Origin of the sequence: Pseudomonas sp. 37 R 15 (assembly GCF_900004865.1) — a bacterium.
GTDB classification, from domain to species: domain Bacteria; phylum Pseudomonadota; class Gammaproteobacteria; order Pseudomonadales; family Pseudomonadaceae; genus Aquipseudomonas; species Aquipseudomonas fluorescens_AM.
This window is the reverse complement of the sequence record NZ_CVTV01000046.1, coordinates 160,828-178,582: the sequence shown is the minus strand read 5'-3', so window position 1 is coordinate 178,582 and position 17,755 is coordinate 160,828. Positions and strand designations below refer to the sequence as shown.

Annotated in this window: 15 protein-coding genes; 4 read left to right on the top strand and 11 right to left on the bottom strand. The window is 57.6% G+C overall.

Going from position 1 to position 17,755, the window contains the following annotated elements; translation table 11 throughout:
* Nucleotides 1-84: 84 nt before the first annotated feature.
* Both treC and treP read right to left on the bottom strand, forming a co-directional pair.
* The gene (gene treC / locus BFQ04_RS13655) at nucleotides 85-1,731 is read right to left on the bottom strand and encodes an alpha,alpha-phosphotrehalase (RefSeq protein WP_065951277.1); all 1,647 of its coding nucleotides are present in this window, start codon (nucleotides 1,729-1,731) and stop codon (nucleotides 85-87) included.
* A 118-nt stretch (nucleotides 1,732-1,849) separates the two neighbouring features.
* Nucleotides 1,850-3,292: a PTS system trehalose-specific EIIBC component gene (gene treP, locus BFQ04_RS13650; RefSeq protein ID WP_065951276.1), complete on the bottom strand. Its 1,443-nt coding sequence runs from the start codon at nucleotides 3,290-3,292 to the stop codon at nucleotides 1,850-1,852.
* Nucleotides 3,293-3,546: 254 nt separating this feature from the next.
* Between treP and treR the strand changes: the two genes are divergently transcribed.
* Nucleotides 3,547-4,251, top strand: a complete 705-nt coding sequence (gene treR, locus BFQ04_RS13645) for a trehalose operon repressor (RefSeq protein WP_065951275.1) — start codon at nucleotides 3,547-3,549, stop codon at nucleotides 4,249-4,251.
* 16 nt (nucleotides 4,252-4,267) lie between these two features.
* On the opposite strand, the gene BFQ04_RS13640 is transcribed toward treR, so the two are convergent.
* Entirely contained in the window at nucleotides 4,268-5,503 is a 1,236-nt protein-coding gene (locus BFQ04_RS13640; RefSeq protein WP_065951274.1) for a type II toxin-antitoxin system HipA family toxin, read from the bottom strand.
* Complete coding sequence (locus BFQ04_RS13635) at nucleotides 5,496-5,741, bottom strand: helix-turn-helix domain-containing protein (RefSeq protein ID WP_065951273.1); 246 nt, start codon at nucleotides 5,739-5,741, stop codon at nucleotides 5,496-5,498. Before BFQ04_RS13635 ends, BFQ04_RS13640 begins: the two co-directional genes overlap by 8 nt.
* Before the next feature lie 358 nt (nucleotides 5,742-6,099).
* Here BFQ04_RS13635 and BFQ04_RS13630 point away from each other — a divergent pair, with 358 nt between their 5' ends.
* Nucleotides 6,100-8,172: a TerD family protein gene (locus BFQ04_RS13630; protein ID WP_065951272.1), complete on the top strand. Its 2,073-nt coding sequence runs from the start codon at nucleotides 6,100-6,102 to the stop codon at nucleotides 8,170-8,172.
* A gap of 305 nt (nucleotides 8,173-8,477) precedes the next feature.
* On the opposite strand, the gene BFQ04_RS13625 is transcribed toward BFQ04_RS13630, so the two are convergent.
* The 3 genes from BFQ04_RS13625 to BFQ04_RS13615 are packed head-to-tail and all read right to left on the bottom strand — an operon-like array spanning nucleotide 8,478 to nucleotide 10,615.
* Entirely contained in the window at nucleotides 8,478-9,455 is a 978-nt protein-coding gene (locus BFQ04_RS13625) for a saccharopine dehydrogenase family protein (protein WP_065951271.1), read from the bottom strand.
* Entirely contained in the window at nucleotides 9,452-9,853 is a 402-nt protein-coding gene (locus tag BFQ04_RS13620; protein ID WP_065951270.1) for a VOC family protein, read from the bottom strand. The genes BFQ04_RS13625 and BFQ04_RS13620 overlap by 4 nt, the downstream gene beginning before the upstream one ends.
* Nucleotides 9,854-9,871: 18 nt before the next feature.
* Complete coding sequence (locus BFQ04_RS13615) at nucleotides 9,872-10,615, bottom strand: SDR family NAD(P)-dependent oxidoreductase (RefSeq protein ID WP_065951269.1); 744 nt, start codon at nucleotides 10,613-10,615, stop codon at nucleotides 9,872-9,874.
* 138 nt (nucleotides 10,616-10,753) lie between these two features.
* Between BFQ04_RS13615 and BFQ04_RS13610 the strand changes: the two genes are divergently transcribed.
* Nucleotides 10,754-11,647 carry an AraC family transcriptional regulator gene (locus tag BFQ04_RS13610; RefSeq protein WP_101219705.1) on the top strand — a complete coding sequence of 298 codons (894 nt, stop codon included), beginning with the start codon at nucleotides 10,754-10,756 and terminating at the stop codon, nucleotides 11,645-11,647.
* Between the two features lie 250 nt (nucleotides 11,648-11,897).
* Here BFQ04_RS13610 and BFQ04_RS13605 read toward each other — a convergent pair whose 3' ends face one another.
* The 3 genes from BFQ04_RS13605 to BFQ04_RS13595 are packed head-to-tail and all read right to left on the bottom strand — an operon-like array spanning nucleotide 11,898 to nucleotide 14,673.
* Nucleotides 11,898-12,581: an HAD hydrolase-like protein gene (locus BFQ04_RS13605; protein ID WP_065951268.1), complete on the bottom strand. Its 684-nt coding sequence runs from the start codon at nucleotides 12,579-12,581 to the stop codon at nucleotides 11,898-11,900.
* A 31-nt stretch (nucleotides 12,582-12,612) separates the two neighbouring features.
* On the bottom strand, nucleotides 12,613-14,127 hold the full coding sequence (locus tag BFQ04_RS13600; RefSeq protein WP_065951267.1) for an MFS transporter: 1,515 nt from the start codon (nucleotides 14,125-14,127) through the stop codon (nucleotides 12,613-12,615).
* Between the two features lie 57 nt (nucleotides 14,128-14,184).
* Nucleotides 14,185-14,673, bottom strand: a complete 489-nt coding sequence (locus tag BFQ04_RS13595) for a GlcG/HbpS family heme-binding protein (RefSeq protein ID WP_065951266.1) — start codon at nucleotides 14,671-14,673, stop codon at nucleotides 14,185-14,187.
* Between the two features lie 111 nt (nucleotides 14,674-14,784).
* Here BFQ04_RS13595 and BFQ04_RS13590 point away from each other — a divergent pair, with 111 nt between their 5' ends.
* Nucleotides 14,785-15,699 carry a LysR family transcriptional regulator gene (locus BFQ04_RS13590; RefSeq protein ID WP_065951265.1) on the top strand — a complete coding sequence of 305 codons (915 nt, stop codon included), beginning with the start codon at nucleotides 14,785-14,787 and terminating at the stop codon, nucleotides 15,697-15,699.
* A 422-nt stretch (nucleotides 15,700-16,121) separates the two neighbouring features.
* On the opposite strand, the gene guaA is transcribed toward BFQ04_RS13590, so the two are convergent.
* The gene (gene guaA, locus BFQ04_RS13585) at nucleotides 16,122-17,699 is read right to left on the bottom strand and encodes a glutamine-hydrolyzing GMP synthase (protein ID WP_065951264.1); all 1,578 of its coding nucleotides are present in this window, start codon (nucleotides 17,697-17,699) and stop codon (nucleotides 16,122-16,124) included.
* Nucleotides 17,700-17,755 lie beyond the last annotated feature (56 nt).

Sequence of the window (17,755 nt, the reverse complement as noted above, 5' to 3'; positions counted from 1 at the left end):
AACTTCAAGGCTCCACGCTGCACCTGGAAGGGCGCGTTATCGTTGACGATCTTCGCGAGCAAGCTCGCTCCTACAGGCGGCATTTCACCCAGTCAGGTGCAGCACGAAGGATTCATAAGGGCGCAACACCACCTTGCTGGTACGCACCGGGCAGTCGGGGTAATTGCTGATCAACAGGCGCTGTTCGTTCGCCGCGTTGACGACCTGCGCGGGCAACTGGATTTCACACGGCGCTCCGTAGAAGTTGCTGACCACCAGCAAGCGTTCGCCTCGGCCTTCGCGCAGGTACGCCCAGACCTGGGGATGGCCTTGCAGCAGTTCGCGGTAAATGCCTTCCTGGATCAGGGGTTCACGGCGACGCAAGGCGATCAGCGCGCGGTAGTGATGCAACACCGAATCAGGATCATCCCGTTGGCGCTCGACGTTGATCTGCGCCGCATTGGCCGGGATGTCGATCCACGGCTCGCCGCTGCTGAAACCGGCGTTGGGTTGACTGTTCCACTGCATCGGTGTGCGGCCGTTGTCGCGAGACTTCTGCATGATCGCCGCCATGCTCGACGCCTCGGACTCACCGCCATTGCGCTTGAGGCGAAAGATGTTCAGGGTCTCCACATCACGGTATTGGTCGATCCTGTCGAAGCCCGGATTGGTCATACCCAGCTCTTCACCCTGGTACACATAAGGCGTGCCCTGGAGCAAGTGCAGTGCGGTGGCGAGCATCTTGGCCGACACCACGCGATGGTCGCCGTCATCCCCAAACCGCGAGACCACCCGTGGCTGGTCGTGGTTACACCAGAACAGCGCATTCCAGCCGCCACCGGCCTGCATGCCCGACTGCCAGTCGGAGAAGATCTGCTTGAGTTGCAGGAAATCGAACTCGGCCTTCACCCACTTCTGCAGGTTCGGGTAATCGACTTTCAGGTGATGAAAATTGAAGGTCATCGACAGCTCTTTCGACGCCGGATTGGAGTAGCGAATACAGTGCTCCAGGCTGGTGGAGGACATTTCGCCGACATTGATCAGGTCATGGCCCTCGAAGACTTCGCGGTGCATTTCGTGCAGGTAGTCGTGCACATTCGGGCCGTCGGTGTAGAAGCGCCGGCCATCGGTGTGGTCGTCGGGGAAATCCGCGGGCTTGGAGATCAGGTTGATCACGTCCAGGCGAAAGCCGCCAACGCCCTTGTCACGCCAGAAGCGCATCATTTTGAAAACTTCGGCGCGCACCTTGGGGTTGTCCCAGTTGAGGTCGGCCTGGGTGTGGTCGAACAGGTGCAGGTAGTACTGGCCGGTTTGCGCCTCATATTCCCAGGCCGAGCCGCCGAACTTGGATTCCCAGGTGTTCGGCTGGTCGCGCCAGATATAGAAGTCGCGGTAGGGATTGTCGAGGCTGCTGCGCGCCTGCTGAAACCACTCATGCTCGACGGAGGTGTGGTTGACCACGATATCGAGCATCAACCTGATGCCGCGCTTGGCCGCTTCGCTGATCAACAGGTCGCAATCGGCCATGGTCCCGTAGCTGGGGTCGATGGCGTAGTAGTCGCTGATGTCGTAGCCGTTGTCGCGTTGCGGTGAGCGCAGGAACGGGGTGATCCACAGGCAATCGATGCCCAGCCATTGCAGGTAGTCGAGCTTGTCGACGATGCCCAGCAGGTCACCGGTAGCGTTACCCGCGTGGCTGTGGAAGCTTTTGGGGTAGATCTGGTAGATCACCGAGTGTTGCCAGGTCTGCATGGTGGGTTCCTTCAGTAGAATTGGGTGCTGGCCGTGCGGGCCTCATCGGGGGCAAGCCCCCTCCCACATTTGAAATACATTCCCCTGTGGGAGGGGGCTTGCCCCCGATAGCGATGGATCAGGCGACCCTGTATCCAGGCCGAACAATCTTCATGCTCAACACACAGGTCACAACAAAGGGCACGACAATCGCCACGACCATGCCGATCACAAACATCGGAATGGCGCTTGGCACAATCGAGATAAATCCAGGCAGGCCACCGACGCCGATGGCCGACGCCTGCACCTTGTTCAGCGACAGGAAAATGCTGCCCAGCGCCGAGCCCAGCAGCGCGGCATAGAATGGAAACTTGAAGCGCAGGTTCACGCCGAACATCGCCGGCTCTGTGATACCGAAGTAGGCGGAAATCGCCGACGTCGACGCCATGCTCTTATCCCGCGCATTGCGGCTCATGTAGAACACACCCAGCGCGGCGCTGCCCTGGGCCAGGTTGGACATGACGATCATCGGCCAGATAAAGGTGCCGCCCTGGGTCGAGATCAACTGCAGGTCCACGGCGAGGAACATGTGGTGCATGCCGGTAATGACCAGTGGGGCATAGAGCAGGCCGAATATTGCGCCGCCGACCATCGGCGCCAGGTCGAACAACGTCACCACACCCTCGGTAATCAGGATGCCCAGGTGCCGGGTGACCGGGCCAATAATGGCCAAGGCCAGCACGCCGGTCACAACGATGGTGGTGATAGGCACCACGAGCAACTGGATTGCGTTGGGCACCCGTGCCCGCAGCCACTTCTCGATCACGCTCATGACGTAGGCCGCCATCAGGATGGGCAGGATCTGCCCCTGGTAGCCCACTTTCTCGACCTGAAACCAGCCGAGAATATCGAAGTACGGCAGGCTCTGACCGTCGAGACCGGCGACCGCCTTGCCATAGTTCCAGGCGTTGAGCAGGTCCGGGTGAACCAGCATCAGGCCCAGCACGATGCCGAGAATTTCACTGCCGCCAAAACGCTTGGCCGCCGACCAGCCCACCAGTGCCGGCAGGAATACAAACGAGGTGTTGGCCATCAGGTTGATCAGGCTCCACAGGCCATCCAGGTTCGGATACGCCTCCAGCAGCGTCTGGCCCTCGATGAACATGCCCTTGGCGCCCATCAGGTTGTTGATGCCCATGAGCAGGCCGGCAATGATCAGCGCCGGCAGGATCGGCATGAACACGTCGGAGAACACCCGCACCAGGCGCTGCATCGGGTTGGTCTTGTCGGCGCCCTTGCGCTTCACATCAGCAATGGTCGATGCCGCCAGGCCCGTGACTTCGCGCAAGGCGGCGTAGACCTTTTCCACTTCTCCGGGGCCGATCACCACCTGGAACAAACCGCCGGTAAAGAACGATCCCTTGACCAGATCGACCTGGTTCAACGCACTGCTGTTGACCAGGCTGGGGTCCTTGAGTGCCAGGCGCAGGCGCGTCACGCAGTGGGCAGCTTGCTCTAGGTTGTCGCGCCCCCCGAGGTTCTCGAGAATCTCGCGGGCAATCATCGAATAGTCGTGGCTCATGCTCGTTTTCCACTGTGATTGTTTTTATGGGTGGCAGTCATTGGCAGCACGCCGAGAGGGAAAAGTACTCGTCTGTACGAGTTAAATCAACAACTCGTCTATACGAGTTACAATTTGTTTAATTTTTGTAAATCGTCCGTCAGACATTTCCACCCACTGCGCCAGTGGCGAATGGACAAACCCCACCGGTGCCACTAAGGTTCCTGCCTTGAAAGCGCCGTTCACCTTCATAGAGCCGGGCATCGAGCCATCCCATGAGCAAATACAACCAGATCTATACCGATCTGCTTGCCAGCATCACCACTGAACGCCTGCAGCGCGGTACGCGCCTTCCCTCCGAAACCGAACTGATGGACAGCTACCAGGCCAGCCGGGGCACGGTGCGCCGAGCGATCGAGCAACTGCAGGAACGCGGTTTCGCGCAGAAGATCCACGGCAAAGGCACCTTTGTGTTGTCGCCTAACCCGATCGAGTTTCAACTGGGTGGCATCGTGAGCTTCCATGAAACCCATGCCGACCTGGGCGATGACATACACACTGAAGTGGTCGAGTTCACCCAAGTGCCGCTGGAAGGCTCATTGCAACAGCACATCGAGGCCGAACCCGGCACGCTGATCACCCGGATCAAGCGGGTACGGCGCATTGGCGGCAAACGGGTGATCCTCGACATCAACCACTTCGTCGCCGAACTGATCCCCGGCCTGGACCGCTCGATTGCCGAGCAGTCGATCTACGCGTTTATCGAACAGACGTTGCAGCTGCAGATCAGCTACGCGCAACGCACCATCGAAGCCTTGCCGCGCAGCAAGGACGATCAGGCGCACCTGGACCTTGACGGGCAAAGCCATGTGATCGTGGTGAGTAACCAGACGTTTTTGCAGGACGGGCGGCAGTTCGAGTACACCGAGTCGCGGCATACGTTGGACAAGTTTTACTTTTCGGATATTGCGCGGCGCTGAGCCTGAGCCGCGAAGATCACTGCACTGCGATACTCTTCGCCAGTCCTGCTGCCCAGGCAGCCGTCATCTTCTCCCCGACTGCCTCGAACTCCGGGTGAGCGCTTCGGTATTGCGAAAGCTCCGCCATCGCACGGGTCATGCCATCGCGCACCCTGACCAGCAGTTCGTTGCAACGGGCTTGTGTCAAACCACACGCACTGCGTCCGAACTTGACCAGCATCTCGCGCTTTGGCCAGGCTTTCGAACCGCCGAGCAGCAAACCCATGATGTCGTTGCTGCTGTATACCGTGGTGGTCACCAGATCGTAAGCAGGGGCGAGCCAGACGTCCGCGTCCTCTGCGCAGTGCTCATACAGCAGGCCGAAGTTTTTCAGGTGCGCGTCACCGTTCTGGATCCCGGCAGAAAGCGCCACCATCAGGAAGAAGTCTTCCAGTGCCCTGGTGACACGATTGGGCGTGACAAATGACCTGATCAGCTTCGCGCATCCCTGATAGCTGCCGTCGTACTTCCTGGCGGTCCCCCATCCGGATAGAACACACATGTCCTCGAATCCGAGGTAGGCGCTTGCACCGATGTCGAACCGCTTCACCACCAAAAATTTGCCGCGCTGACTAAGCTGAAACTCAGGCACTTCCAGGCCGCAATGGAATGCGGCCCGCATGCAGAAAAACTCATTGGCGGCCAATTGTGAAAAGTCAGCTTCGTTGAACGCCTTCACCAGATGCGTAGCGCCCCTGTGTGTGAGACGCTCAATGCCGGAGGCCGTATCGTCAAGGTCGCGCACCAGTACCTTGGGTTGAACACCCGACACCCCGGAATAGGCCGCGTAGGTTTTCAGAAGATCTTCGAACAGGTGCTTCGCCCCGTCATAGACCAACAGTTCCGAGAGCTTGAGCTCAGGCAGTGGCTCGCCACCCGCATCGTGGGCAATGCTGATACGACCTAGCTGGTGCGGGCCTACGATACCCAGCAGGGTGAAGTCGTCAAAGCCGCGTACCGACTTGCTGAACCGTCGCACAAGTTCGTCCTTGAGATACCCCTCAGGGATATGCATCTCGAACAACGGGTGGACTCCATACTTCCAGTTGTAGCTCTCCAGGCGCACAGGCATGGTCAGGGAAACGGCATGCTCTGGAGCAACCTTTTCGTTATACGAGAATACCGAATCACGCCGATCGTCCTCACCGCGCCCGAGCGTTCCAGCAGACACACCACCCGCGCCGATATACAACCGGTCACGTTGGCTAGTCATGGATACCTCCTGATTTCAGCTCATCGAGCGTCTTGCGGCGATGCCTGGGTATGGCGGTCAACTCATACCCCAATCCCTCAAGAATCGCCGCGACCTTACGGATCCCCACTTCCGGGATGGTGTTGTTCTCGATCCCCGAGATAGTGGCACGGCTCATGCCGTGCCGCTGCGCAAGTTGGGTTTGTGAAAGGCCGGCGGCCTTGCGCAGACTTTTGATCAGAGTGCCTAGATCGCTCATATACAAAATACATCCTATACAATGCACAAATAGCCATTTGCGAATTAATGCACTCTATACGATGCATAAAATCCTGAACAGTGTTTTCTGCGGATACGTTCTTGACTGAAAGCTCACATCCGAAGAAATCAGCCTAATCATCTGGCGACGCAGATTGTTACCGTTGAGATACCCCAGCGGCCTGACAACAAAATACAACGTTCGTAGAATGCCTTCGTGGCTATGGAACTCCTTCCTTCTAACCTCCTATGACCTAGGGGTTTCGCTCTCCACACCGCGCCTGCTTGTTGCAGGCGTTTTTATATCCGCTGTAGAACCACGCAGCTCATCCATGGCGGCGCAAGGGAGAAACTCAAGCATGAATCAAGATATGTTCCTGCGCCGTCGTAGCAAAGTCCACGTCCCGGTGGGCACTGGTGGTGCCACGCACGCTCAGGTCGCGTCGGCTGTCCGCGAAGTCGCGGCGTTCCGATGCGTATTTTCAGAGCCTCTGATTGAACAAATCGGCACTTTGTCGCCGACAGAACTGAAGTACTGGCTACGCGAAATTGTCGGCGTCCTTCGCCGGGAAAATGGCGCTCATATACACCACAGGCCATTTTATCCTGACTTTCCGGAGCAGGTTCTGTCGGCCTCAGAGGCGCAGTTGTACCTGAATGCCGTCCTGCATTACCTCACGCTTCAGCGCCTAACGCCGACTGAAAACTCTCGACCTGCAATGCTTGAGGGCAACTTCATATCCCGCGTGATCGAACCGGGAAGCATCCCCGAGTTCGAGTCACTGCTCGATCCGCTGGTGTCAGCGCGTACCTCGCTCTCCGAAAGGGACACTGCCGACGTCGTCTGGTTTATCCGAAAGTACAAGAGCGATGTATTCCGGCTGCTGCCGGACACCGTCCCGTTCCGGGAGATCCGGGCGCAGGTTGGCAGTGCACTTATTCAGAATGTAGCTGGGGATGCACGGGTAGACGCATTCCTGCAGCGAAACGTCGACACGGCGACTGACGTGCTACGGCTCGCTGTCGCGCTGAATGGTGGAGACGTGTCACTCGCGACAGCCTCGACACGTTTCACGGCGATGAAGCGCTCGATGCGGCGCCTGCTGTTGCGCCTGCTCGATCATGCACCCAACGCTGCAGAAGACGTAATGCGCCATGCTGAGCGATGGAAACGCCTGGCTGAAGTACTGCATCCGGGCGATTACGCCGACAAGTACCCACGAGCGCTAGCTGCCATCACGGCGGCGCGTCGCAATGAAGCGCCAGACTCATTTGGATCACGTGTCGAAACATTACTTGCCCAGCGTCACATCGCCACGCTTATCCCCATACTACAAAACCGTCCTGGCGAGTTCGCACGACGGCTGGATGTAATCCTGCGGCGCGCGACGGAACCTGAATCGGTTCTCGACGCGTTCGAGGCGGTTGCGCCACAAGTCTCCTCACCTGTCCTGCTGCAGTTGCTGGCTCAGGTACGCGCTCCCCGCCCACTTCCCCTGCGAGCGTTCACACCGAAAGGAGCATTCGCCAAGGTCTATGGTATTGAGGATCGACGCGAACATCTCGCCCCAGACGTATTGGCTAGTGCGGCCAGAATCTGCGAGGAGGCTCTCGTAGCGCGTTTTGCATCGCTTGCGCCATTAGGCCGCTGTTTCATCGATCCAGCATTACGCGAATATAAAGTGCCGCTGGCGCAGCGGGCCTCATCGAAGTCGCTACGTACGCTGGTGCGGGGCAGTCGGCTGCCTATGCCTGACACGCGTTTCATACGCCTGTTCCTGTGGTGGAAGAACGGCCGTGAACGCACGGATATCGACTTGTCCGCCGCATTTTTCGACGCCAACTTCGTGTTCAAACAAACGGTGGCGTACTACAACCTGAAGGGCTTCGGCGGCTACCACAGCGGCGACATCGTCGACGCGCCCGAAGGGGCTTCGGAATTCATCGACTTCGACCTTGATGTCCTTGCCGAAAAGGGTATCCGTTATGTCGTCACGTCTATCAACTCATTCACCGAACAGCCGTACTGCGATCTTCCAGAATGCTTCGCTGGCTGGATGGCCCGCGCCGACACCGCGTCGGGTGAAGTCTTTGAGCCGCGCTCCGTGTTCGACCGTATCGATATCGCATCCGATACAGCGATCTGTCTGCCATTCGTGATGGACTTGCAGGAACGACGCATGATTTGGGCCGATCTTGGGCTCACTTCATCCCCGCGGTGGAACAACGTCCAGAACAACCTCAGTGGGGTATCGTTGATGCTCAAAGCGCTGGTGCATACCCCAAGGCCGGATTTGGAGACATTGTTCGATTTACACGTTCGAGCACGGGGCGAACGAGTGGCTTCACTGCAACAAGCACAGGCGGTATTTGCCGAAGATCAAGGAATAACACCGTTCGATACGGATTTGATTCGATCTCAGTTTCTCTAACATCTATGCCAGCCTTTGCTGTTCTTTGAAAACGACAGTTCATGCTTCGCAGCGTTCTACCCGAAACAAAAATGCCAGTCAGTATCATTCCCTGGCGTTGGCGGGCGACAGACGTTGTTCGCGAGGGGCAGCTCTTGGCCAGCGGCGGCCGGTCACCAATACGGTGGGGTATGAAATCGCCTCGCAATTCAACCGAGCGTACGGACGGCTTTCTGGCCTGCCGTCTGCCCGTGACGCTGCGCAATTTAGGCCACCCTCCTCCGCCAGAGCGCGTGCATCAACCATTTGAATTGGCAGCACCAAAGTTAGAAGTGAGTAATTACCGTCCCGGCAATGCTCTCGGCAAAGCCATCTCCGAAGACTGCGGTTGGTGTCGCAAAGCCCGTGCGCCGTTCGCCATTCAGTACCCGACGCGCAGCTTCCACAGCTGCCAGTGGCGTATAGGAATAACCGTTCACGGTTTCGATTACAGACGTTGCGGTTGTTCCATCAGCACCTATGACCTCAACCACTGCGCGTGCGCGATGCGTATCCCGTTGCTCTGCCGTGGGTCCGTCAGGCAGTTGCGACAGATCACCTTCTGGAAACGCATCGCCCGCGATATGCACATACATCGCGATATTAGCAATGCCCGTCGAATGCCAACCGGTGACCAGGTCACCGAAAGATAGGGGCACGCAAAGCACCGGCCCCTGGCCAAAGTCAAAGTCCCGTGGCATCGCATCAGGCGCCGCAACCAATTCGCCGTCCACCCTTGCGAGTAGGCCTGCACCAATGATCTCACTCACGCTCATGGCCGACCCACGAGACATTGATCCCGGGACCTGAAGTGCGATGCTCATTGCAAGCGGATTTTCAACGCGCCTGGCAACCTGCACCGCCAGCGAATCAGTGGGGACGACGTCCCAACCAACGCCTGGCAACAGCATGACCTTATTGGCGGCGGCTTGAACGCCCAGTCTCTCAGCCAGCCGGTAGACGTTGATCTCGGCGGTGATGTCCAGATAGTCGACCCCAGCCTTGATGCACGCGCTCATCAATGGCTCTGCTGTCTGCGCGAATGGTCCCGCAAAGTTTAGTAATACCGAGATGCCAGACAGATCCGTTTCGAGAACTGCGCCAGCATCGAACACTCGATAGGGCACGTCCAACTGCGCGGCAAGGGTCGCAAGCCGTTGCTGGCTTCGCCCGGCGATTATAAAATTCAGATCAAGTGCTTTTGCCCGCTGGGCCGCCATACGACCGGTATATCCCGTGGCTCCGTAGATCAGTAGTGCGCTCATTGGACTTGCTGCCACTTTTTATAAACGAATTCCAGGCTGTACCCATCCGGGTCCAGTACATTAGCCGCGTAATAATCGGGGTCGTAGTGTAAGCGGGCCCCTGGCGCGCCATTGTCGACGGCGCCCTTTGCTATGGCGGCGGCATATGCAGCGTCAACTTCTGCCTTGTTGGTCGCGACGAAACCCACGTGGACAGTTCGCGCTTCAGGCAGCCCCTGACGCAACCAGAAAAACATTCGGCCATTGGCGCCAAAACCTTTAAGGTCGGGGTGTCCCGGTGGGCCGTCCTTGCCGTCGTAGTCCAAACGCGCGGTGATGCCCAGAGGCGTCAGTACAGCCTCGTAGAAACTGATAGAACGTGCGATATCGCTTACCGACAAAAAAATATGATCAAGCATGGGGGTAACCTCGTCTTTTCAGATGTTGTAGCCGCCAGCGACTTCAATGGTCTGGGCATTGATCCAAGTGCTCTCCTCGGACAGCAGCATGGCAATAACCCGCGCGACATCTTCAGGCTCACCCACCCTGCCTAGCGCTGTTTGCGCCGCCAGCATCGCTTCGAACTCATCGTTCAGCCCGCCCCCCAGCTCTGTACGGATGGCACCCGGTGATACGGCATTGGCCCGTATGTGCCGCTCGCCGAACTCTTTCGCCATATAGCGAGTGAGCACTTCGAGCCCGCCCTTGAAGGCGGCGTACGGTGCAACTACGGCTGTAGCTACTCGGGTAGTGGCGCTTGTCAGATTGACAATACTGGCGCCCTTCGCAAGGAGGGGCAGCAGTGCCTGGGTCAGAAAGAAAGGCCCTTTGAGGTGCACGTTGAACAGATCGTCAAACTGCACTTCGCTTACGGTGGCCAATGGGTTGAACAGGCCATAGCCGGCGTTGTTGACTAGGCCACTGAGCGTCGTGGCATTCCACGTTTCACGCAGGGTTACCACGACTGATTCGCGAAATGCCCCGAAACTGCCAACATCCGAGACATCGAGCTTGAGCGCGATGGCTTTCCCACCTGCGTCCTTGATGTGCTCCACAACCGAAGCCGCCGCCTGGGGGTTGGCGTTATAGGTCAGGATGACACCCATACCTTTCTTGGCAATATGCTCGGCGGCACTGGCACCGATTCCGCGGCTGCCGCCTGTGATCACGATGACGCTCATATCTGTCTACTCTGTGGTTGGAATGTGCGTCCAGAGTAATAATCAGCGCCTGGCAGGTCATATCGTTTCCTACTCGAAACCTGCCTGTTTCTACTTTTTTCTTGCGCGAAGAGTGGTTATACCTTCAGCATGCCAACCATGGACAACCAACTCAAAGAACTCAGGTTACTGGCGGCCGGTGCTGAAAATCGCCGAACCGAAACAGGCATCCCGCGTGTGGCCATGGTTCAGGGCAAGATCCCCGAGCACCTGCTCGCGGCGGTCTATGACCCCATGATCAATCTGATTCTGCAAGGCAGCAAAAGCATGACGGTGGGTAATCGCACGCTTAGGTATGATCCTGCGACCTACTTTGTCATGTCCATCGATCTACCAGCCGTGGGTTCAGTACATCCCTGCGCATCTGGCGAGCCATACCTGGCAGTCAGTCTGACGCTTGATCCGGCAGTCCTGGCGACATTATTCGCCGACTTGCCCAAACCTGCCGTACGTATGGAAAATAATCCCGGCTTTTCGGTGGCCTCGGTTACGACCGAGTTGATGGACGCCTGGATACGCATGCTCCGACTGATGGGAGATCCAGATGCCATCGCCGCTTTGGCCCCGGTTTACGAACGGGAGATCATCTTCCGCGTCCTACAAGGGCCGCATGGATGGATGCTCAGAGAGATCGCAGCGCCTGATACCGCCATGGCCCGCGTTAACATGGCTATTCAATGGATTCGCCGCGACTTCGCCGAGCCCATCGGCGTAGAACGCTTGGCGGCACGAGCATCGATGAGCGTCTCGGCATTTCATCGCCATTTCAAGGCGGTTACCAACTTGAGCCCTTTGCAGTATCAGAAACGCGTGCGCTTGCTCCAGGCGCGAACACTGATGGTGGCAAATGCCAAAAGCGTCATGGCTGCGGCCTTCGAGGTCGGCTACGAAAGCGCCACGCAATTCAGTCGCGATTATGCTCGGGTGTTCGGGCTACCCCCTGCAAAAGATGCGGGGCGGATCCTCGGGGAAACGAGAGACGTCAGCCGCTAGTCAGTGAAGTGAGCACTCAACCGACGCCCCTCAGGGCCGTGCTGCACGGAGGCAATTGAAGCCAAATCAGTGAGCGGCAATACCGGGACGAATAGCGATCACGGCATACTTTACCTGATCCACCTTGGGCCTCTCCTGACGCTGAGGACTCCACCATGAAACACCATTGGAAAACCTCTGACATTGCTGCCTGCAAAGCATCCGGAATTTGGTGGACCGCCGCGCAGAAGCGTCCATCCATAGCGGCTGCTCAGTGCCCAGGCAAGCCAACGATGTGAAGAATATCGCTAAATTTTGTGAGATAAACGGCTTTGCAATCGTCAGGCAGGGATCCATAGCCCCAACTGGCAAAAGCAAACGGTATTCCGTATCCGCGTGCAGCTTCAAAATCGTTCCTATTGTCTCCGATCATTATCTTGGGAAGCTTTGCGTGACAGGCACGCGCGGCCAATGCACCCAGGTGTCTGGGGTCAGGCTTCTTGAAAGACACGGTATCCCCACCACAAACGATATCCATAAATCTCAACAGGTCGGTTTGCCTAAGGATATCGATGGCAATGGATTCGTCTTTATTCGTACAGACAGATATTTGCCAGCCCGCTTCTCGCAACGCGCCAAGGGTTTCAATTACCCCGTCATAGGGTTTTGTCATCGGATGGTCAGTGTGTTTGTAGCGCGAGATGAAGGTATCAATCGCTTCTTCCCTATCATCCACCCCTCGCAGGGAGAACGCTCGCCCGGCAAATGAGCGCATTCCGTCACCGAGGAATGTTGAAGCCGTTGCGACCAAAAGAGGCTCAAGATCCCGCTCGATAAGAATTGCGTTCAGTTGCGCTGTCATGTCGCCCGCAGAGTCGACGAGCGTGCCGTCCAGGTCAAAAATGATTGCGTCTGTCTCTACTGGATGTGCAATGTTCAGGTCGCTTATCGACATGGAATTTTACTCACGTTTTGCAGAACGCCTTTCAGATTGCAGGGCTCTGGAAACAGCTTCGTTCGCTGCGCATCAGCCCATACACCGCAGCGGATGCGAGTAGCGAGAACATAGCGGCAATCACAAATGCGCCCGCGAATCCCTGGCTGTAGCTCTGCTGAGCGAGCCCATTCAGCGTTTCGGTTAATTCGTGGGGATACATCGCGATAGCACGTTCGAAGTCGCCTGCCATGACGTACTCGAAAAATCCGGGTTTAGCAGAAACCCCCGCGTCTATCAGTTTGTTTTCAATCGCAGATTTCACTCCGCTGGCGAGCACCGCTCCCAGCCCGGCGAAACCCAGCAAGATGCCGGTGAACCTGGATGTAGTGCTGATGCCGGACGCCATTCCGGCGCGACTCCGAGGAACTGTGCCCATGATGGCCTTCTGGGTTTCGCCATTCAGCAATCCACCGCCTGCTCCCAGAATTGCCATGCCGGAAATCAGCAACCGTGGTCCCTGCTGAACGGCGGCGAACATCAGAATAAGGTTACCCAGTGCAACGATTAAAAGGCCCAGTGCCAGGATTTCTGCGCTCCCAAGATAGCGCGAAAGGCGCCTGCCTACTTGCGGAAAGACCAGCATCGCAGTGGCAAAGGGAAGCATGGCGATACCCGCTTCGACTACTCCGTTTCCACGGCCATTTTGTAGAAAGAGTGGCAGCAGCGATGCCATGACCTGTGCAGATGAGGCATACGCGAGCATCGCAAGCACGGCGCCGACGAAGGGTCGGGCTTTGAACAATTGGAGATCAAGCATTGGGTGGGTGCGACGTTTTTCAACCCAGACAAAAACGGCGAACAACAGCAGGCCTGCGATCATGCTCAGGAGAACAGGGGTGCTCGACCATCCACGACCGGGACCAGCGATCAGTGCCCAAGTGGCACTGAACATCCCTAGCGCGAAAAGCCCGATTCCCGGTATGTCCAGAGTCCTGGGCGTGGGGTCACGAGATTCATCCACCAGCGTCACGACCGCTGCCGCCAGCAATAAGCAGACTGGGATGTTAATAAAGAAAGCCCAACGCCATCCCAGTGAACTGCTGATTACTCCACCAATGAGCGGCGAAACAACCATCGTAAGTCCCATGATTGCACCCCATATCGCCCAAGCGTGGCTGCGTGCTTTTTCATCGTGAAAAGTGTGTCCAATGATGGCTAGGGCAGGAGCAAGCAGGAAAGCAGCGCCGACTCCTTGCACCGCTCGCGCCAGATAAAGGCCTGGCGCTGAAGGCGCCAGACCGCAGGCCAGAGAAGAGACTGCAAAGAGAGCTATTCCAACCAGGAAAACGCGTCGTCGGCCATATCGGTCAGCGATGGAACCGGCTGGAAGCAGGAGGGCAGCGAAGCAGAGCACGTAGGTGCTTATGACCCACTCGATCTCTGCAAATGACGCATGAAGATCCCTGGCAATGGTTGGCAAAACGATGCCCACGACGTTCGTATCCAGAACTGTCATGGCACAGCCTGCCGATGCGACAACCAGTATGGCCGCTTCTTTTCTCATGCAATGACAGCCTCTTCTAATAACGGGAACGGTAACCGCACTGTTTGAAAAGGGCTTTTATTTAAAGGCAGCTAGCCCGGCTTGAGCGATCTCTTCATCGTGCTGTGGTGTGTCCGCAGATACCCCTACAGCCCCAACGGTGTATCCATTGACGATGATCGGGAAACCACCACGCATCAGCACAAAGCCTTGGGCGGTGATGGCGGCAGGTCTAGTGCCGTTGATGGCATCTTCCAGTGCACCACTGGGACGACGGAATAGAGCGGCTGTGCGTGCTTTTCCGGGGGCCAGCTCAACGCCTGCCGGCACAGCGGCGTTGTCCATTCGAGCGAGGAGAACAGGCAAGCCGGCGTTATCGACAACTGCGATCACGCACGGCCATCCAGCCGTTTGCGCTTTTGTTTGCGCTGCTGTGAGGATTTGTTGAGCCGCGGCAAGCGTCAGAACGGGCTGGCTGGGCAAACTCGATGCTGCGGCTGGCAGAGAGAGCAGAGCAAGGGATCCAGCAAGAGCCAAGGCAGTCGCGAGGTGAGGAAGACGGAACATGGTGAACTCCTGATGTCGTGAGTCCAATGATTGGAACAGCGGTGATAATTCAGTACAACAAAGCTTTATGGCTTTATAATTCAGAAAAACTGAATATCAGGTTCCGCTGCCATGGACATACGCCATCTCCGCGCCTTCGTAACAGTGGCGGAAAATCTACATTTTTCACGCTCGGCCGAGCAACTGGGCGTTTCTGCCCCAACTCTCACTGCGCAGATTCAGGAAGTGGAGAGCTTGTTAGACGCTCGGCTTTTTAATAGAACAAAGCGGACTGTCGCTTTAACGCCAGCTGGGGAAGCGTTTTTGACAGAAGCGCGCGCCACTCTCGAACAATTCAAAAGAGCTGTTAACGTGGGCCAACGTGCAGGCCGAGGCCAGGTTGGCCGAGTGGAAATCGGATACGTGGGTTCAGCCGCCTTTTTCGGGGTACTCCAGGACCAGGTCCAGCGCTTTCGCAATCAGTGGCCAGCCGTCATGGTGAACACCAAGGAACTCCCTACCGAGCAGCTCACGGCACTTCTTGAGGACGGTCGGATTGACGTGGCCTTTGTACGGATGCCGGTGCATCTGCCCGACGCTATCTCCAGCCGTATATTGGCCCGAGACCGATTCTGCGTTGCGTTGCCAGCGGACCATTTTCTGGCAAAGACAGTTGATGACATTCGCCCGAGTGCGCTTGCTGGCGAGTCGTTTGTGCTACCTGAACAAGGATTAGGGTTGCGTGAAGTGGCCAAGCGCGGGAAATTCGATCCATACATTGGTTCGGTGCCCGGAAGTCTGGTCGCCGTGCTGACACAAGTGGCACTGGGTGTGGGTATAGCCGTCATTCCCAGCGTTCTGATTCAAACTGTTCAACTGCCCAATGTGGTCTTTAGGGAGATCGCTGGGCCTCCCATTTTTTCAGAGGTGGGAGCTTTGTTTCGCCGCCATGAGAAGTTGCCAATTGTGTGCAACCTGATTAGCCAGATCCTAGAGACCGACGAAGGCGTATGGAACGGCGACCCCCTTCGAAGTTCGCAGAAATAAATGCCCTGAGGCGTAGGCTTGCGGTGGGAGATAGGCCGAGGTGGCTGCTTCTCAAGGGTCTCCAATAACGGGGTGGGTATGGGAGACACCCATCAGCATGTCATCATTGTTCACGTTTTTTAAACGTTGCGGCCAGTTGCGACTGAAGGCTATCGGCTAGATGCTGTTCCTCGTTTAGCAAAGGAATGAATCAAAAGCGGACAGCGGGTGGCCTGCAAGCACCGCTCCCGACAAGGATCGCCCCTGTGCGCATGGCATTGCCCTTTTCGCTTGATGCGCAGTGAAATTTACGATTTCGCGGGCGCCAATTACATCGACGATTAGGCGATCTGATGTGTCCCCCCAAAAAGCCGAAAGCCCGCAATTACACGGGCTCCAGAGCATTTTTTGCTAGTAGGTGCCGGACGCTGCCGGACGTCCCATCATTCCCACTCAATCGTCGCCGGCGGCTTGCTCGACACGTCATACGTCACGCGTGAAATACCTTCGATTTCATTGATGATACGGCCACTGACAGTCTCCAGCAGTTCGTACGGCAGGTGTGCCCAACGCGCCGTCATGAAGTCGATCGTCTCAACGGCACGCAGGGCCACGACCCACGCGTAACGACGGCCATCGCCGACCACGCCTACAGACTTGACCGGCTGGAACACCACGAACGCCTGGCTGACCTTGTGGTACCAGTCGGCCTTGCGCAGTTCTTCGATGAAGATGTGGTCGGCGCGACGCAGCAGGTCGGCGTATTCCTTTTTCACTTCACCGAGGATGCGCACGCCCAGGCCCGGGCCCGGGAATGGGTGGCGGTAGACCATGTCGTACGGCAGGCCGAGCTCCAGGCCCAGGCGACGGACTTCGTCCTTGAACAGTTCGCGCAGCGGCTCGACCAGTTTGAGGTTCATTTCCTCAGGCAGGCCACCCACGTTGTGGTGGGACTTGATCACGTGGGCCTTGCCGCTCTTGGCGCCGGCCGACTCGATCACGTCAGGATAGATGGTGCCCTGGGCGAGGTACTTGATGTTGTCCAGTTTGTTGGACTGGGCATCGAAGACGTCGATGAAGGTGCGGCCGATGATCTTGCGCTTCTTCTCCGGGTCGGACTCGCCGGCCAGGTTGTTGAGGAACTGCTCCTCGGCGTTGGCGCGGATCACCTTGACGCCCATGTTCTCGGCGAACATGGCCATTACTTGCTCACCTTCGTGCAGGCGCAGCAGGCCGTTGTCGACGAAGACACAGGTCAGTTGGTCGCCAATGGCTTTGTGCAGCAGCGCGGCGACCACGGAGGAGTCGACGCCGCCGGACAGGCCGAGCAGCACGTTGTCGGTGCCGACCTGGGCGCGAACCTGGGCGATGGCGTCTTCAGCGATTTTCGACGGGGTCCACAGGGCTTCACACTCACAGATGTCGAGGATGAAGCGCGACAGGATGCGCCCGCCTTGCTTGGTGTGGGTCACTTCCGGGTGGAACTGCACGCCGTAGTAACGACGCTCGTCGCTGAACATGCCGGCGATCGGGCAGCTCGGGGTGCTGGCCAGGATGTGGAAGTCTTCCGGCATCTTGGTGACTTTGTCACCGTGGCTCATCCACACGTCGAGACCGAACAGGCCATCGGCGTCGATGTGGTCTTCGATACCGTCCAGCAGGCGGCTCTTGCCGACCACGTCGACACGCGCATACCCGAATTCACGCAGCTCGGAGCCTTCAACCTTGCCGCCCAGTTGCTCGGCCATGGTCTGCATGCCGTAGCAGATGCCGAACACCGGCACGCCCAGGTCGAACACGGCTTGCGGGCAACGCGGGCTGTCGGCTTCGTGCACGGACTCGGGGCCACCGGCGAGGATGACGCCTTTGGGTGCGAATTCGCGGATCGCTTGGTCGTCCATGTCGAACGGATGCAGTTCGCAGTACACGCCGATTTCACGCACGCGGCGAGCGATCAGTTGGGTGTACTGGGAACCGAAGTCGAGGATCAGGATGCGGTGGGCGTGAATGTCGAGGGCCATGAAAGAAACTCTGAAAAGCAGTTGCAAGCTTCAAGCTGCAAGCTGCAAGTAATCGG

Bases quoted from the DNA above. Each gene is read 5' to 3' on its own strand.
- treP (WP_065951276.1), bottom strand. From the start codon at position 3,292: ATGAGCCACGACTATTCGATGATTGCCCGCGAGATTCTCGAGAACCTC.
- BFQ04_RS13625 (WP_065951271.1), bottom strand. From the start codon at position 9,455: ATGAGCGCACTACTGATCTACGGAGCCACGGGATATACCGGTCGTATG.
- BFQ04_RS13590 (WP_065951265.1), top strand. From the start codon at position 14,785: ATGGACATACGCCATCTCCGCGCCTTCGTAACAGTGGCGGAAAATCTA.
- BFQ04_RS13610 (WP_101219705.1), top strand. From the start codon at position 10,754: ATGGACAACCAACTCAAAGAACTCAGGTTACTGGCGGCCGGTGCTGAA.
- treC (WP_065951277.1), bottom strand. From the start codon at position 1,731: ATGCAGACCTGGCAACACTCGGTGATCTACCAGATCTACCCCAAAAGC.
- BFQ04_RS13600 (WP_065951267.1), bottom strand. From the start codon at position 14,127: ATGAGAAAAGAAGCGGCCATACTGGTTGTCGCATCGGCAGGCTGTGCC.
- BFQ04_RS13615 (WP_065951269.1), bottom strand. From the start codon at position 10,615: ATGAGCGTCATCGTGATCACAGGCGGCAGCCGCGGAATCGGTGCCAGT.
- BFQ04_RS13640 (WP_065951274.1), bottom strand. From the start codon at position 5,503: ATGACTAGCCAACGTGACCGGTTGTATATCGGCGCGGGTGGTGTGTCT.
- treR (WP_065951275.1), top strand. From the start codon at position 3,547: ATGAGCAAATACAACCAGATCTATACCGATCTGCTTGCCAGCATCACC.
- BFQ04_RS13635 (WP_065951273.1), bottom strand. From the start codon at position 5,741: ATGAGCGATCTAGGCACTCTGATCAAAAGTCTGCGCAAGGCCGCCGGC.
- BFQ04_RS13595 (WP_065951266.1), bottom strand. From the start codon at position 14,673: ATGTTCCGTCTTCCTCACCTCGCGACTGCCTTGGCTCTTGCTGGATCC.
- BFQ04_RS13620 (WP_065951270.1), bottom strand. From the start codon at position 9,853: ATGCTTGATCATATTTTTTTGTCGGTAAGCGATATCGCACGTTCTATC.
- BFQ04_RS13630 (WP_065951272.1), top strand. From the start codon at position 6,100: ATGAATCAAGATATGTTCCTGCGCCGTCGTAGCAAAGTCCACGTCCCG.
- guaA (WP_065951264.1), bottom strand. From the start codon at position 17,699: ATGGCCCTCGACATTCACGCCCACCGCATCCTGATCCTCGACTTCGGT.
- BFQ04_RS13605 (WP_065951268.1), bottom strand. From the start codon at position 12,581: ATGTCGATAAGCGACCTGAACATTGCACATCCAGTAGAGACAGACGCA.